General features: G+C 60.7%; 16 protein-coding genes and 1 tRNA gene. 9 read left to right on the plus strand and 8 right to left on the minus strand.

Annotation, left to right across the window (positions count from 1 at the left end; genetic code table 11):
• Positions 1-30: 30 nt before the first annotated feature.
• The 3 genes from HMPREF2565_RS10105 to HMPREF2565_RS10115 all read right to left on the minus strand — a co-directional run bounded on the left by HMPREF2565_RS10105 (position 31) and on the right by HMPREF2565_RS10115 (position 2,643).
• Entirely contained in the window at positions 31-789 is a 759-nt protein-coding gene (locus HMPREF2565_RS10105; protein WP_049156749.1) for a decaprenylphospho-beta-D-erythro-pentofuranosid-2-ulose 2-reductase, read from the minus strand.
• A 14-nt stretch (positions 790-803) separates the two neighbouring features.
• Positions 804-2,219: a decaprenylphosphoryl-beta-D-ribose oxidase gene (locus tag HMPREF2565_RS10110; RefSeq protein WP_046647038.1), complete on the minus strand. Its 1,416-nt coding sequence runs from the start codon at positions 2,217-2,219 to the stop codon at positions 804-806.
• Positions 2,220-2,364: 145 nt separating this feature from the next.
• The gene (locus HMPREF2565_RS10115; RefSeq protein WP_046647039.1) at positions 2,365-2,643 is read right to left on the minus strand and encodes a hypothetical protein; all 279 of its coding nucleotides are present in this window, start codon (positions 2,641-2,643) and stop codon (positions 2,365-2,367) included.
• Positions 2,644-2,679: 36 nt separating this feature from the next.
• Between HMPREF2565_RS10115 and HMPREF2565_RS10120 the strand changes: the two genes are divergently transcribed.
• The 4 genes from HMPREF2565_RS10120 to HMPREF2565_RS10135 are packed head-to-tail and all read left to right on the plus strand — an operon-like array spanning position 2,680 to position 4,878.
• Positions 2,680-3,102: a hypothetical protein gene (locus tag HMPREF2565_RS10120; RefSeq protein ID WP_071407277.1), complete on the plus strand. Its 423-nt coding sequence runs from the start codon at positions 2,680-2,682 to the stop codon at positions 3,100-3,102.
• Between the two features lie 20 nt (positions 3,103-3,122).
• Positions 3,123-3,998, plus strand: coding sequence for a plasmid pRiA4b ORF-3 family protein (locus tag HMPREF2565_RS10125; RefSeq protein ID WP_046647041.1), 876 nt, complete (start codon positions 3,123-3,125; stop codon positions 3,996-3,998).
• Between the two features lie 11 nt (positions 3,999-4,009).
• Positions 4,010-4,420, plus strand: coding sequence for a GtrA family protein (locus HMPREF2565_RS10130; RefSeq protein WP_046647042.1), 411 nt, complete (start codon positions 4,010-4,012; stop codon positions 4,418-4,420).
• Between the two features lie 2 nt (positions 4,421-4,422).
• Positions 4,423-4,878, plus strand: a complete 456-nt coding sequence (locus HMPREF2565_RS10135; protein ID WP_046647043.1) for a GtrA family protein — start codon at positions 4,423-4,425, stop codon at positions 4,876-4,878.
• Here HMPREF2565_RS10135 and HMPREF2565_RS10140 read toward each other — a convergent pair.
• On the minus strand, positions 4,875-5,789 hold the full coding sequence (locus HMPREF2565_RS10140; protein WP_180963921.1) for a galactofuranosyltransferase GlfT1: 915 nt from the start codon (positions 5,787-5,789) through the stop codon (positions 4,875-4,877). The two genes, HMPREF2565_RS10135 and HMPREF2565_RS10140, sit on opposite strands and share 4 nt — an antisense overlap.
• Positions 5,790-5,823: 34 nt before the next feature.
• Here HMPREF2565_RS10140 and HMPREF2565_RS10145 point away from each other — a divergent pair, with 34 nt between their 5' ends.
• On the plus strand, positions 5,824-6,429 hold the full coding sequence (locus HMPREF2565_RS10145) for a GNAT family N-acetyltransferase (protein ID WP_071407281.1): 606 nt from the start codon (positions 5,824-5,826) through the stop codon (positions 6,427-6,429).
• Positions 6,430-6,492: 63 nt separating this feature from the next.
• Positions 6,493-7,383: a Fic family protein gene (locus tag HMPREF2565_RS10150; protein ID WP_049156758.1), complete on the plus strand. Its 891-nt coding sequence runs from the start codon at positions 6,493-6,495 to the stop codon at positions 7,381-7,383.
• Here HMPREF2565_RS10150 and HMPREF2565_RS10155 read toward each other — a convergent pair.
• Both HMPREF2565_RS10155 and HMPREF2565_RS10160 read right to left on the minus strand, forming a co-directional pair.
• Complete coding sequence (locus HMPREF2565_RS10155) at positions 7,380-8,177, minus strand: galactan export ABC transporter ATP-binding subunit Wzt/RfbE (RefSeq protein ID WP_071407278.1); 798 nt, start codon at positions 8,175-8,177, stop codon at positions 7,380-7,382. The genes HMPREF2565_RS10150 and HMPREF2565_RS10155 overlap by 4 nt on opposite strands.
• A 12-nt stretch (positions 8,178-8,189) precedes the next feature.
• A complete protein-coding gene (locus HMPREF2565_RS10160; RefSeq protein ID WP_046647242.1) occupies positions 8,190-9,041 on the minus strand; it encodes a galactan export ABC transporter permease subunit Wzm/RfbD in 852 nt (283 codons plus the stop codon).
• 195 nt (positions 9,042-9,236) lie between these two features.
• Between HMPREF2565_RS10160 and HMPREF2565_RS10165 the strand changes: the two genes are divergently transcribed.
• Positions 9,237-10,448, plus strand: a complete 1,212-nt coding sequence (locus tag HMPREF2565_RS10165; RefSeq protein WP_070510707.1) for an aminotransferase class V-fold PLP-dependent enzyme — start codon at positions 9,237-9,239, stop codon at positions 10,446-10,448.
• Here HMPREF2565_RS10165 and HMPREF2565_RS10170 read toward each other — a convergent pair.
• Together HMPREF2565_RS10170 and HMPREF2565_RS10175 are read right to left on the minus strand one after the other, a co-directional pair.
• Positions 10,445-11,401, minus strand: coding sequence for an NAD(P)H-quinone oxidoreductase (locus tag HMPREF2565_RS10170; RefSeq protein WP_049156764.1), 957 nt, complete (start codon positions 11,399-11,401; stop codon positions 10,445-10,447). The two genes, HMPREF2565_RS10165 and HMPREF2565_RS10170, sit on opposite strands and share 4 nt — an antisense overlap.
• A gap of 15 nt (positions 11,402-11,416) precedes the next feature.
• Complete coding sequence (locus tag HMPREF2565_RS10175) at positions 11,417-12,313, minus strand: NAD(P)/FAD-dependent oxidoreductase (RefSeq protein ID WP_049156767.1); 897 nt, start codon at positions 12,311-12,313, stop codon at positions 11,417-11,419.
• A 226-nt stretch (positions 12,314-12,539) separates the two neighbouring features.
• Between HMPREF2565_RS10175 and HMPREF2565_RS10180 the strand changes: the two genes are divergently transcribed.
• Complete coding sequence (locus HMPREF2565_RS10180) at positions 12,540-14,261, plus strand: SulP family inorganic anion transporter (RefSeq protein ID WP_071407279.1); 1,722 nt, start codon at positions 12,540-12,542, stop codon at positions 14,259-14,261.
• 82 nt (positions 14,262-14,343) lie between these two features.
• Positions 14,344-14,431 (plus strand) — tRNA-Ser (locus tag HMPREF2565_RS10185).
• The last annotated feature ends 970 nt before the right edge of the window (positions 14,432-15,401 follow it).

Raw genomic sequence — 15,401 nt, forward strand, 5'->3', positions numbered from 1 at the left:
TCTCCCACACGCCGTGGACATAGCGGAACTTTAGAAAGGCAGCTTCCGGAAGATGGCCTGCGGGATGAACTTGAATCCCAAGGACACGTACTCAAAGAGCGGGTGCACGAAGATGGACTGCTTGCCGTCGAGCACTGCCTTGACGGTGGCCTTGGCCACGTCGGAGACGTTAACGGTCAGCGGCGCTTCGCCGGCCTCCGCCGACATCTTGGTGCGCACCTGACCCGGGCGAACCACCAGCACCTTGGCGCCGGAGCCGCGCAGGGCCTCACCGAGGTTGATGAAGAAGCCGTCGACACCGGCCTTGGAGGCGCCGTAGACAAAGTTGGAGCGGCGCACGCGCATGCCGGCGACGGAGGAGATCGCCACGATGGTGCCGTGTCCCTGCTCCTTGAACTTCTGGCCGAGTAAGACTCCGAGGGAGACCGGTGCGGTGAAATTGGTCTGGGCCGAGGCAACTGCCTTAGCCTGGTCCTGCCAGAGTTCCTCCTGGTCACCGAGGGTGCCGAAGGCGATGATGGCGACGTCGACATCGCCACGTTCAAACGCGCGCTGGACGACGTCCGGGTGGCCCTCGAAGTCAGTCGCGTCAAAGTCCAGGACCTCGACGTCGCCACCGCGGGACTCGATGGTGGCGCGGGCCTCCGCGATACGTGGGGAGTCGGCACGAGCGGCCAGGGTGACCTTGGCCGGGCCGCGCTCGAGGAATTCCTCGACGATGCCGAGGCCGATCTCGGAGGTGCCGCCGAGAAGGAGGATGTGTTGTGCTTGGCCTACTGCATTCAGCATGAGGTTAATCCTTTCTAGTGCAGCTCGAGGCGGCGGGACATGTCGGAGGCGAAGACGCCAGTCGGGTCGATGTCGTTGCGGGTCTTGAGCCATCCCTCGAGGCCCGGGTACATCTTGTGGAAGTTCTCCGCCGAAGTGCGGGACTCCTTGGCCAGGTAGAGGCGGCCACCGAATTCCATGACGCGCTTGTCCAGATCGTCGAGGAAGGTGCCCAGGCCCGGCTTGATGGGGAAGTCCACGCAGACATTCCAACCCGGCATCGGGTAGGACAGCGGGGCCTTGTTACCCGGGCCGAAGAGCTTGAACACGTTGAGCGCGGAGTAGTGGCCGGAGCGCTGCATGTCCCGGATGATGTCCTTGAAGGGCTCGACGGCGTCGGTCGGCACCACGAACTGGTACTGCAGGAAGCCGTTGGAGCCGTAGCCGCGGTTCCACTCGCCGATGAGATCCAGCGGCTGGTAGAACTGCGTGAGGTTCTTGACCTGGTTACGAGCCGGGGCGCCCATGAGGTAGTAGGCCTCGCCGATGGCCATGAGCGAGAGCTTGTTCATGGTGAAGTTCGGGAAGATATCCGGAACGGTCATCAGCTGCGGGGCGTTGAACTTCAGCGGGTCCTTCGCCAGCTTCGGGTTCAGCTCCTCCAGCTGCTCCAGGGTGGCCAGCGAGCCGCGGGAGATGGTGGAGCGGCCCAGCTTCGGCTCTGGGGAGATGACGTCGAACCACGCGGAGGAGTACGTGTAGTTGTGCTCCGATCCATCGGAGTGGAAGGCGATGGTTTCCTCGAGGTTATCCGTGCGGTCGGTGTCCGCGATGAAGTAGGCGGTTTCCGTCTTCGTCATCTTGATCTTGGCGCGCAGGATGATGCCGGTCAGGCCCATGCCGCCGACGGTGGCCCAGAAAAGATCTCCTTCTGGATCCTCATCTGAGCCCTCTGGGCTCAGATGTAGTACGCGGCCGTCGGCGACGAGCAGCTCCATGGAGGTGACGTGGTTACCAAAGGAACCGGCGGAGTGGTGGTTCTTGCCGTGGATATCCGGGCCGATAGCACCACCGATGGTGACCTGGCGGGTACCCGGCAGAACCGGAACCCACAGGCCATAAGGCAGGGCGGCCTTCATGAGCTGGTCGAGGGTGACTCCACCGTCGACGTCGACGATGCCCGACTCCGGGTCGATGGAGTGGATGTTGTTGAGCGGTTGCATGTCGATGACGAGGCCGCCGGCGTTCTGCGCGGGGTCACCGTAGGAGCGGCCCATACCGCGGGCGATGACGCCGCGGCGCAGGTGGGAAGGCTTATCAGCGTTATCCTCGGCCACCTGGGCGACGGCAGTCTTAATGACGTCGACGTCCGGGGTGGATAAAACATGGGCGGTTGTCGCCGCCGTGCGGCCCCAACCGTAGAGGGACTTCTCAGTAGTATGCAGTTCCATCTCTTACTCTTTAAATCGATGTGATGGGTCGGTTTTCTACACTACCTAGGAGGCAGTGCCTGTGGCGTCAGTGAAAACGTGAGATTAGGTACAAAAGCCAAGCAAACGGAACATTTGTGCCGTCCGGTTGTATGGTTTTCTATGGCTAGTACAGATCCATGATCTGCCGGATTTCCTCGGGAAGTTCATCCTGCGAGGTGATCTCAGGGCCTTCATAAGAACGCAGGATTTCATAGACGCGGCCGCGCGAGGTGGAGTCGAGGATGGGCAGTTCCTCGGCGATGAGCCGCGTCATAAAACCATTGAGTGGCAGTGAGGTGTGCTCGGTAGCGAGGAAGTGCCCGTGGCGCTTGTCGTCCTCGGCGCGCTCATCTTGCGCCGCGCGCTGTGCCGGAGTGAGGTGCTCTTTTTTGGAGGAGTACATGCACGGTAGCCTACCGCCCGCCTAAAGTGGTGCGGTATGACTTCTCCCAAGCAAGACAATTATGCCCTGGATGACACCCTCGCCGGACGTATCACCCAAGCCACGGCCGTGGCGATCATGACCTCTTATCCGGATTGGAGCAAGAACAAGACTGCGCTCGTGTCCGCCTATGTCCTGTCTTTCTTAGGCTTTGGTGCACTCGTGGCAATTACTAATGCCGAGAGCCACGAGGGGCAACCGGAGCCGGAGAAGCCGGAGGTGCCGCTGTGGACGCTTCCGGTTGGCCTTGGTGCGCTCGTGGTTGGCGGCTGGTTGGGGATTAAGGCACAGCGGGGAATCGTTGGCTTTATCCGCCGCCGCGGCGTGGCAAAACCGTGGACGGTGTGGGGTGGAATCGGGGCCGCCATCGTGTTCATCCTCAGCGAGCTCGAAGCACGCGAGAACGCCGCTCGAAACTAAAAGTGCGTATGGTGGGGCACATGAGCTCACAGGTCACAGATTTGGCGCAGGTCCGCGCCAAACGTGGTGATTCTGCTCGAACCCTGCTGTGTCAGGTGTCCAACGTCCGCGCGGAAGCTGAGGTGCACCGCCAGATTGGTTTCTCGGACGCACTCACGCTGGAAGAGCTTCATCATATTCTCGAGGTCTGCTTCGGACTGCCTCAAGAGGATTCGCCGTGGCACTTTTTTGAACATACCGATGCCCGCGGCCAACGAATCGATCCGAGCCATACCGTGCGCGAATTCTTAAGCCGCGAAGGCGAGCAGATTGATTATGCCTGGGGGCTGTGGGATTTCGAGATAGTCGTGGTGGAGACCTATCCGCGCGATAACGGCACGCCGGAGGCTCTGTGCGTGGGCGGCTCCGGATCTTTTCAGACACCGTTTGATCTCACCGCCGTGAATGCTGAGCTCACAGGCCAGGAAACCATTGATGAAGTTCTGGATCTTGTGGTTAGTCCCGTCCGCGCGCTCATTGAAAGAACCCGGCTCTATGACTTCGTTCCGCTCCTCCAAGCTTTGGACTTGCATCGCGAAGTCAGCATTGATGCTCGGGCGTACCGCCAGCTGCGTACTCTGCCGCGAGAAGTAACAAACGAAGGCAAGGACGCCTTTTGGTCGATGGCGCTAGCGCTGTCCTGTATGGGCGGGCGCGAGCTGACGGATTCCGTGGTGGAGACCGCCATGGCGGCGTTAGGCTGGGTCGACGATGACGGCGAGGAGCTTCGCGGTGCTGAGATTCGGGAGCTGTGCACGGCCTCCCTCAAGGTTCTTTCCTCCCTCGGCGCCTATGGTGAAGACGCCGTCGCACCCGTGGACCGCCTGGACATTTACCGCGCCCTCATCCGCGGGTAGAGTATTCCGCCGTGACTGAACCTACTTCCACCCTAAAGACACAGCTCGTGCGCTTTGTCTCCGTCGGTGTTTTCACTGCGGCCATCGACTATGGCCTCACCCTCTTCCTGACGTACCTAGGCCTGCACCGCTCCCTGGCCAAGGCGATCGGTTGGGTTTTCGGTACCATCGCCGCGTATGTGGCCAATGCTCGCTGGACTTTCGGTGCGCAAGTGTCTGGTCGTACCGCCGGTGCCGTGGGCATGCTGTACCTGTCTACCTTCGCCGTGCAGAATTTTCTGTATTGGGTGCTCAACGCTCCGCTGATCAGTCTGGGCTTTGAGGGTGCACTGAAGGACACTATCGCCTTCGTCATCGCGCAGGGCGTGGCCACGGTGACTAACTTCGCCATTCAGCGCGTGTTCATTTTTAAGGGCAAGTAACTATGGCAGGTCGCGCCGAACGCTTCTCCCAGTCGAACTCCTTGCATGCGCAGGGCGCGAAGTTCGCCATTACGGGAGCCATTGCCGCGCTTATCGACGTCTCCCTGACCTGGCTCTTCCAAATCGGATTAGGCGTATTCGGCGACGTGGGCTCCCGAACTATTGGCTTTGCTGTGGGCACCTTCGTGGCTTATCTGCTGAACCGGCGCTGGACCTTCAACGCGCGGGCCTCGAAGCGCCGCTTCGCTGCCGTGTTTGCTACCTACGCCATGACCTATGCGATCAACATTCTGTTGTATCGCTGGGCCTTTCCCTTCTTTGATCACACGCTGGACTGGCCCTCGTCCTGGGCACTGGCGGTGGCTTTCGTGATAGCCCAAGGCACCGCCACACTCATCAACTTTTTTGTGCAGCGCTGGGTGATTTTCCGCAGCACGCGCAAGTCCTTTGAGTTTTAGGGCCTGCGGAAGTCTTCCTTGCGGCCACGGTTGTGCAGGCGCAACCACTCTACAAAGCCCTTCACGTCATGTTGCTGGACCAGGAAAAACCAGCCAAAACGTGCGAATTCCTGCGGCAGCAGCTTGCGCATGCCGCGCTGCCACAGAAGGTAGCCGCGGTTGCGGTAGGTAAAGAAGCGCTTGAACTCGCCCTCCGGATATTGCGTATGCATTTTGCCACCGAGGATGGGCTTGAACTCGTCGGAGCCGTCCGGGTGCAGGTAGCTGGTGGTCAGCGCAGTGCCGAAGCTCAAGCCCGAGTTGACCAGGCGGCGGTGGTACTCCACCTCATCACCACGGATGAACAGGCGGTAATCTGGCACGCCGATGATCTCCATGGCCTCGGCGGAGATGAGCGCGCCGTTAAAAAGCGAGGCGATACCGGGCAGAAAGTCGCCCTCTAATTCGCTCATGTAGCGCCGCCATATCAGTCCCTGGCGAAGAGGGAAGGCGAGCTTGGCGGGCTCATTGATATTGCACACGGCGGGGGAGACTTCGTGGAGTGCGTTGTTTTCCGCAACGCGGTAGAGCTCCTCCAGCACGTGGTGGTCGGCGGGGCGGCCATCATCATCAGCGCACCACACTGCGTCCGCGCCGAGGGCGAGTGCGGTGAGGAATCCCAGCGCGAAGCCGCCCGCGCCACCGAGGTTGGTTTCGGAAGGCACATAGACGCCGCGCTCGCCGGCCAGTTCGTGGAGGAGATCCTCCACGGATTGTTCCGCACCGTTATCCACCACGATGACCCACTGCACCGGGTGTGTTTGGTTCACCACCTGTTCAAGGGAGGCGCGCAGCAGCTCCACGCGCTGGTGGGTGACGATCACAGCGGCCGTCGTTCCGGCCTGGGACAGAGTGGCAGTCATGCGTTCCATTGTGCCACCCGTGCTGAGCTATACGATGCTAGCCATGGCTGTAAAAGGTATTGAAGAGATGTGGGCTCCTTTTGGGATTTCCGTACAGGTCGGCGAGCTGACCTTGCGGGTGCTGCGCGATAGTGACATCGCCGCCATCCACGGTGTTAGCGCCGCTGCGATATTTGGTGAGCCGCTTCCGGAGTACACGTTCCCCTGGCTGAAAGAGAAACCGGACCCGAGCTTCCGGTGGGCGCACCGCGCGCAGATGTCCCCGGAAGAATGGTCGCTCGACTTCGGAGTGCATCTTGATGGTGAGATCATCGGCTCGGTGGATCTGCGGGCGAAGAATTTTCCCGATAACCATGAGGTTGTAACCGGATCGTGGATCTACCACCACCTTCAGGGCCGCGGTATTGGTACGCAGATTCGTCACGCCGTTGCGGTCTTCTGCTTTGATTACTTGGGCGCGCGCCAGCTGCGCTCGGAGTGGGAGCCGGGGAACGAGGCGTCCCAGGCGGTATCACGCAAGCTGGGCTACACCATCAACGGCAACAAAGCAGTGCTGCGCAAAGAGGATTACCAGCCGGGGCCGGAAGTGACTGTCAGTGGCATGACCGAGGAACTGCGCGCGATGTTGGGAGTTAACTTCGCACTATGACGGAGATTTCGTGAAACGGAGTAAATTTGTACTCATTTTCACGGAAACTTGTAGAATGTTGGCATGCTTAACGCGCGGACCACCTCAAAAATCGACGCTCTTCTTGATCAGTATGCGGCGTTGCGGGAGGACGCCCCCGAGGCCATCGCGGAGATAGCACGCGCAGAGGTGGCCGAGTCAGTGTATAACTCGAACGCCATTGAGAATTCCACGCTGACTTTGGAGGACACCGAGAACATTCTGGCCGGGCTTACAACTAGGGCGCATGATTTGCGGGAAGTCTTTGAGGCCAAAAACCTGGCGGACGTGACTGAGGAACTTATTCGGGGCGTCGGTAAGCTCGATGCAAACCTCATTCTGAAACTGCATGGCATGTTGCTTCGCGGCATCAACGACGACTGGGCGGGGCGCTTTCGTCGAAGGGGAGAGTGGGTTCGCGTGGGCGCTCATATGGGGGCCAACCCTGAATACGTGGACAGGCTGGTGGACACAGCCATTGCCGAATACTACGAGGACACTAGCTTCTTTGTTGACCGAATCGCGCGGTTCCACGCGGAATTTGAAACCATCCATCCTTTTTCAGATGGTAATGGGCGCATCGGGCGCGTCATTATCAATCAACAACTCTTAGAGCTAGGGGCGCCACCCATCATCATTCCGAACAAAGGAAAAGAGCGCCACTACTACCCAGTGTTCCGTGGCTACCCGGTGAGTGGTGATTTTTCAGCGCTGAGCACGCTCATCGCGCAGCAGCTCGTCGAGTCCTTGCACAAGCGCATCACGCTCATGACCGCGCCGAGGGTAATTCGCCTGTCGGAATGGGCAAAGGTTAACGGTGTCTCTGGGTCCGTCGCCGCCAATAAGGCGGCGCGGGGTACCATTCCCGCCTTCCGACAGCGCGGAACGTGGATGATTGACGCGCAATATGTCAACGAGGCAGGTAGCAGGGGCTAAACGTTCTCCTCGTTATCGAAGCGCTTGCGCAAATCCCGCACGTACTCGCCCACCTCGGGGCCTTCGTACTCGCCGACGACCTCGGAGACCTCGCCCACCGAGCGAATCTGACCGTGGTCGATCCACAAGGCGGTATCGCACAGCTGCGCCAGGAAGTCATTGGAGTGGGAAGCAAAGACTAGGATGCCGGAGCGTTTCACCAGGTCCTGGAGGCGGACGCGAGCCTTGGCCATGAAGGCGGCGTCGACGGCGCCGATTCCTTCGTCGAGAAGCAGGATCTCCGGCTCAATGGAGGTCACCACACCCAGTGCTAGGCGCACACGCATACCGGTGGAGTAGGTACGCAGCGGCATGGAGAGGTAATCACCCAGCTCAGAGAACTCGGCGATTTCATCCATCTTGGCCTTCATCTGCTTGATGGTCTGGCCCAAGAAGAGGCCGCGGATGATGATGTTGTCATAGCCGGAAACCTCCGGGTCCATACCTACGCCGAGGTCGAAGACTGGGGCAACGCGCCCGCGGACGTCGGCAGCACCGCGCGTAGGTTCGTAGATGCCGGAGAGCAGGCGCAGCAGAGTGGTTTTGCCCGCGCCGTTGTGGCCGACGAGGCCGACGCGGTCGCCCTCACGCAGGTGGAGGTTGATGTCTTTGAGCGCTTCCACCATGACCACGTTCTGATCATTCTTGCCAATGGAGCCACCGGCCGTGGAGAGCATCGCCTTCTTGAGTGAACGGGATTTGGCATCAAAGATGGGAAAGTCCACGCAAGCGTTATACGTATCAATGGAAACCATGGACGATCCTTTCTAGACCCAGTAGGAGACACGGAAGCGCCACTGGCGCATGGCCAGTCCGGCGATGAGCAGGCCGGCGACGGTGCAGCCGATGACGATAAGCCAGTGATAACCGGCAACGGGTTCACCAATCATGGGGGCGCGGATGATCTCCATGTAGTGATAGAGCGGATTGATCTCAGCGATGCGCGCGCGGCTGGCCACGGCACCTCCCTGTTCCTTCAGGGTGTTGGTCATCCACACGATAGGCGTGACGTAGAAGAGCAGCTGGGTTAGAGCCTCCAGCAGCGGGGCAACGTCACGGAAGCGGGTGGCGATGATGCCGAAGAACATGGCTACCCACACGCCGTTAACCAGGAAGAGTCCTAGCGCCGGGATGAACAGGAGGAACTCCCAGCCCAGGTGGCGCGGGAAGATAATGATGAGCAGCAGCCAGATGATGAGGTTGTGCCCCAAGAAGAGAGTTTGCCGCCAGACCAGGCGGTAGACGTGCACCGACAGTGGTGCGGGCAGCTGTTTAATCAAGCCCTCGTTGTCGATGAAGACCGTCGAGCCTTCCTTGATGGCGCCGGAAATGAAGTTCCACATGATAAGGCCCACGGTCACGTGGGGCAGGAACTCTGCCACGGGGATCTGGAAGAGCATGGAGTACAGCAGGCCAAGCGCCGCGGCCATCACACCGGTCGCGATGGTGATCCAGAAGGGACCCAATACCGAGCGGCGGTAGCGCTGCTTGATGTCTTGGATGCCCAGCTTGAACCACAGCTCGCGCTGGCGAGCGCCTTGCAACAGATCAGCGAAGGCCGCCGACATGGTCATGGAACGCGAGGCCGGCTCCTCGCCGGGTGCAGGCGCGGAGGTCATGCGGGCGACGTCGTCACGCAGGTTTTTCTTGTCTTGCACGCCATTCACCCTAGCGCGCACATCCGCTAAAAACCTACACACACGCCCTTAACCTGGGAAAACACGAGCGAGCTGGGAAAATCGAGGGTTAGGAAAGATTTACGTGGGGCGTATAGAGTAGGGAGTCGATCGGACGATTCGAGGAAGGGTTGAAGCATGACGGAACAGTATGACGTCGCCAGCGTGCGAGGTCTTTACACTGGTCTGTCCGATGGTTGGACCTACCTGAACGCGCACGCCGCGCCGCAGATTGCGGAACGCGTGGCCTCTGGGGTTGCCCGTTCTTTCCGCTTGTCCGCCACGGTGAAGCCGCTGGAGGATGCCGTGGGCGCGCACTCGGCGCATCACGACCCCGGGGAGCTCCACGCGGCGGACATGTATGACTCCGCGCGCCGGGCGGTGGCGGATCTCACGGGGGCGACAGCGCAGCGCGTCATCCTGGGCCCGTCGCTGCCGGTGCTGTACCAATCCTTGGGTGTCGCACTGCGCCCGCTCCTGCGCCGCCAGTCCTCGGTGGTGCTCTCCCGTTTTGATTCCCCGGAGTTTACGAGCGCGTTTGAGCACCTGGGTGCCGATATTCGGTGGTCGCAGCCGGACTTGGGAACTGGCGAGCTGCCGGCGTTCCAATATGCCGATCTGGTTGATGGTTCGACGCGTTTTGTCGCCTTTTCTGCCGCCCACGAGCTGCTGGGCACGGTCACGCCGGCCTCGGAGATTATTGATTCGGTCCATGAGCGTTCGCGCGCCTGGGTGCTTGTCGACGTTTCCGCTATCGCCCCCTACCGCCTCCTCGACTTTGACGCGATTGGGGCGGATATCCTCGGCGTGGATGTGGGCGCTCTTGGTGGTCCGCAGATGGCGGCGCTGGTCTTCCGCGACACCGCGATGTTCCGCCGCCTCGATGAGCTTGTTGTTGGCCCGGTCTCCGCGGGCTTGGCCGGTGGCGTTGGTCCCCTGGTGGATCATCTGGCAGAACTCGCCGGTGGGGAGCGCGGTTCGCGCCGCGTGCGCCTGACACGTTCGATGGAAGCCCTCTCCGGTTATATGGAGGATCTCACCGGGGATCTCTACAGCCTGTTGGGCACGCTGCCGGCCGTTCACGTCCTGGGAGTGACAGGGGAAGCGGCAGCCGACGCCTCCGATGACCGCCTCCCGCGCCTGACCTTCGCCGTGCGCGATGTGCCTGCGGACGTGATCCACCGCCGCCTCTTCGATAATGGGTTGGTGACTACCATCGCCCCGCACACCCCACTGCTTACGGAGATGGGTGTGGAGGAGGTTGGCGGTGCCGTTACGGTTTCGCTGAGTCCGTTTAGCACCTATCACGACGTCGAGCACCTCACCCGCGTGGTCGCGTCTTTGGCTTAGACCTCGAGGACGAGCTTGCCCGTGACCTCGCCGGAGTCGAGGGCTTTGTGGGCTTCGGCGGCGCGAGCAAGCGCAAATGTGCGATGCAGGTGGTGCTTGACGCTGCCGTCTTCCAACCAAGGCCAGACATTTTTGACGGTGTCCGCAACGATGGCGGCCTTGCCCTCCAACGAGCGGGAGCGCAGCGTGGTGCCCTGCAGGGTCAGGCGCTTGTTAAGCAGAATACCCATGTTGAGCTCGGCCTTCGTGCCACCCTGCATGCCGATGGTGACCATGTGGCCACCCTTGGCTAGCGCGATGAGGTTCTTTTTGAGGTACTTCGCGCCCATGATGTCGAGGATGACATCGCACTGGTTCTTCAGTTCCTCGGCGAAGTCCTGCTCGTTGTAGTTGATGAGGATGTCCGCGCCGAGTTCCTTGCAGGTCTCGAGTTTTTCGTCCGAGCCAGCCGTCACGGCGACGGTGGCGCCCAGTTGCTTCGCCACCTGGATGGCGAAGGTGCCGATGCCACCCGCGCCGCCGTGGATGAGGATGGTCTGGCCTTGAGTAAGACCAGCTTCCATAGCGATGTTGGACCAGACCGTGCAGGCCACCTCGATGACGGATGCGGCCTCGGCAAAGGAATAGCCGGTGGGGATGGGCAGCAGCTGGCCTTGGGGCACGGCCACGTACTCGGCGTAGCCGCCGCCGGCCAGCAGGGCGCCGACCTTGGAGCCAACCGCGACGTCGGTGTCGCCTGCGTCGACGACTTCGCCTGCGACTTCGAGGCCGATAATCTCCGAAGCGCCCGGCGGCGGTGGGTAGTGCCCGCGGGCCTGGAGCAGGTCGGCGCGGTTTACGCCGGCGGCTTTGACTTTAACGAGGACTTCGCCGGCAGCTAGTTCTGGTGTGGCGACATCCCCCAACTCCAGCGAGTGCGGGTCTTCCAGGTTGGTCTGAATGATAGCTTTCATGCCACACCACCGTACTTAAATCCAATCATCCTCGACGAGGAAGCCGTTGACCGTGATAGCAGCAGCATTGGCCTGGCCCATGGCCATCGCCACCTGTGCGGCTGGATTGACCACGTTGCCTACTGCCCAGACGCGCGGGTGGCTGGTGGCACCGGTGAGATCGGCCTTGATCAGGCTGCCGCCCATCGCAGGAGGCGGACTGTGGCGCTCGAGGTTGAGGTCAGCGAGGAACTCATCGTGGGGGCGGGGAATGGGCATGTAAAACAGTGCATCGACGGCATGCTCGTCGCTTTCCAGCAGGACTTTTCCGTCTTGGAAGGCGGTGACGGGGCCGTCGATAAGCGCAATGCCCCGCCGAGTCAGGTCCGCGCGCTGCTCGTCGGTGAATTCCATTCCATTGGTGAAGAAGGTGATGTCCTTCGACCACTGTCGCAGAACCGCGGCATGGTGGAAGGAGAACTCGCCGATGTAGAGCACGCCGAGCTTCTTGTCCGCCACCTCGTATCCGTGGCAGTAGGGGCAGTGGAGGACCGTATTTCCCCAGTTTTCTTCCAAGCCCGGGATGTTGGGGTGCTCGTCGTCCACGCCGCTGGCGACGATGATGGAGCGGGCAGCGACGGTCTCACCGTTGCTCAACGTGGCGGTGAGCGTGCGGTCATTATCGGTGACGGAATCCACGGTGGCGTTTATGATCTGCGCGCCATAGCTGCGCAGCTGCTCCTTGCCGCGCTCCTGGAACTCAAGGGGTGGCGTGCCCTCGAGGGCAATGACTCCATGAATTTCATGGGCGAAACGGTTGCGGGGAGTGGCGGAATCAACAATGAGCACGCTGCGGCGGGCGCGGACCATGACTAGGGCTGCCTGCAGGCCGGCCGCGCCACCGCCGATGATGAGGGTATCTACTGTCTGCATGGCCGCGAGTAAACCAGAGGAGGGTTTATATGGCAATGGTTTTCATTAATTTGTGGCAGGCGTCACGCCCAACCCTGACTTGGCCAAGTTAGTGTCGAAGGGTTGGGGTGTGGTGGGAATTCGTCAACATGAGGCATCGGCCAGAATTGCGAATGCGGCCCGTCGAAGGATGGCGCCTTGTGTATCCTTTGGATGTCGTTGAGCTTTTAAGGAGCAAGAAAGTAGCATGACCTACCCCTCCACCGTCTCTAAGGTGGGCATCCGATCGCGTGCCCTGCGTTTCGCACCGCGCCGCTCGGACTGGTCCCGCGCGACGATCGGGCGCGACCTTTCGGCAGGCCTCATGGTGGCCCTCGTCGCACTGCCCCTCGCGCTCGGCTTCGGCGTTGCGTCCGGTGTTGGCGCCGCAGCCGGAATTACGACGGCCATCGTCGCGGGCATCTTGGCCGCGGTCTTCGGTGGTAGCAATGTTCAGGTAAGCGGCCCGACCGGCGCAATGACCGTCGTGTTAATCCCCATCGTGGCCGACCATGGTGCCGATGGGGTGCTCGTTGTCGGCGTGCTGGCGGGACTCATGCTGCTCTTACTGGCATTCACCGGCGCTGGCCGCGCGATGAAGTACATGCCTTTGCCTGTCGTCGAAGGTTTCACAGCCGGTATTGCGGTGATCATCGGCCTCCAACAGCTGCCTGCTGCACTCGGTGTTGACGTCGACGGCGAGAAGGTCCTCGGGTTGGCGTGGGGCGCAATCAAAGCTTGGTTAGATGCCCCGGGATGGCAGGCGCCAGTGATGACCCTCGCGGTGGCGGCCGGAATCGTGGTTGCGGCGCGCGTTCGTAGTGGCTTTCCCGCGGCGCTGGTGTTGGTAGCTGCCGCGACGGCCATCAACATGCTGGCAGACAGTAACCTGAAGACAATCGGCTACATCCCGTCGACGTTGCCTGCTCCGCGCTTGCCGCACATCCCGTGGGAGCACCTGGATTCCTTGCTGTTGGCAGCGGTCGCCGTCGCAGCGCTCGGTGCGTTGGAATCGTTGCTGTCTGCGACGGTCGCCGACGCAATGACCGTCGGTGACCGGCACGATCCTGACCGCGAGCTCTTTGGGCAGGGCGTGGCCAACGTCGTCGCGCCCTTGTTCGGCGGGATCCCCGCGACCGCCGCGATCGCCCGAACTGCTGTCAACGTGCGGGCAGGCGCGGGTACGCGCCTGGCGGCGGTGTTCCATTCGCTGCTTTTGCTCGTCGCAGTGCTCGTCGCGGCCCGGTGGGTGGGCGAGATTCCTCTCGCTGCGCTTGCCGGCGTGCTTATCGCCACTGCGATCCAGATGATCCATCCGCGGAACCTCCGCTCGGTGATGCGCGCCACCAAGGGCGACGGAGTCACCCTGTTCATCACGGCTGCCGCCACCGTCGTGTTCGACCTTGTCGTCGCCGTGCTCATCGGTCTTGTCATAGCGGGCTTCTTCGCGCTACGCGATACCGCCCGCACGGCGGTGTTAGAGGCCGCCCCACTGGAGACGGGCGACCACCGCGACAAGGAACGCGAGCTTCTTGACGAGCACATTGCCGCCTTCCGCCTAGAAGGCCCACTCTTCTTTGGCGCAGCGCACGATTTCCTCCTCGATCTCGCTGATGCTTCGTCGGTCAAGGTTGTCGTGCTCCGCATGCGCTATGTCACGACGATTGACGCCACTGGCGCCCAGATGCTCGCTGACACGATCGGGCGCCTTGAACGTCACGGCACCCGGGTCCTACTCTCAGCCACGAAGCCCGAACATGTTCCGGTGTTGCGCGAACTCGGCGTATTTGACCAGCTTGCGCACGAGAATCACGTCTTCGACGACACTCTCGACGCCATCGCCCACGCCCGACTGCATGTCTCGCGCATTCAGCATGAGGAGTCGGATGGCGCACCCGCGGCGTCGCAAAGCAATCAGTACGACGAGTAGCGCTGACGAGTCGAATTCTTCTCCCGCGGCGGAGTCTAGTACTCTGAACGTGTTGCGCGCGGTGCATGCTGACGCGTGACGAGGAGGCGTGGCAGAGCGGCCGAATGCACTGGTCTTGAAAACCAGCGTGGGGAAACTCACCGCGGGTTCAAATCCCGCCGCCTCCGCCAATTTTTTTGGTGATTACACCAAAATCTTGCGTAAATTTAGCAGTGGCACTGGGCTATTCTAGTCCCATGGCCAACCGGCAAATATTCCTCCGCCCAGAGTACAGCCACCCAAGCTCGCTGTGGCCGTCTAAAGAACTCATAGTTTCTGGGGCTAATAGAATCGGATTCTATCTTCCTGAAGACTTAGGAATTGAGTCCGATCTGGGACGCGAAATCCTTGAGTGGACGGAGGAGTTTCAGCAGAATTTCCTCGAGATACCCGATAGCTTTCGCCAGCGTCCGCGTTGGAAGGACCAATTCGATAGATTTCGATGGTACGACGCGGGATGGCGTATTACTCACCAATTAAGGGAGCTTTTTCCATCGGTACAGATTGTTCCCCAGTTCGCTCAATTCGTTTTCTCCGTTAATGAGCGAAGAGAAAATGCAGGGAAGAAGCCCTTATGCCTCCCCGGAGAACAACTCACAGGGTTTGTATGCATTAGGGATGTGAGGAATGGCGATTAAGGGAAGTTATCGCTCTACGGCGTCAGGCATTGTCTCCGTTGTTCATCGCTGCAGTCACCCAGCTCAGAACGCATCCCACTAGTAGGAACCCGCTAATTTGCAGGTGGGTGGCCCAGTTTCCGCCGCCGCCAGGCAAGGCGAGAAAAATTGAAAATGCAACTGCGGCAAGGCAGTGGAGGGTCAACCGGCTATGTGCGCCTAGACGTCGTTGTGGCCAGGCTTTTTCGATGGCCCAGCTCACTGCTATGAGAATGGCGTAAAAGGTGATTCCCGCTAAGGCTCCTGGAACAAGGTAGAGCATGGATTCATCTCCTCTCGGGGGGAATCATGGTTGTGGTAAGGAAGGCGGTTTCGTGATGTCAGAGGATAACTATTCGGCGTGGGTAGAGACTGATTATCTTTTCGGCTCCCCAGTCAATGCTCGCCGGCTATTGGATGTTCAGAAGACTGAAATGGTAGCGGT

The organism is Corynebacterium sp. HMSC072A04, from assembly GCF_001809235.1.
Classification (GTDB): Bacteria; Actinomycetota; Actinomycetes; order Mycobacteriales; family Mycobacteriaceae; genus Corynebacterium; species Corynebacterium hiratae.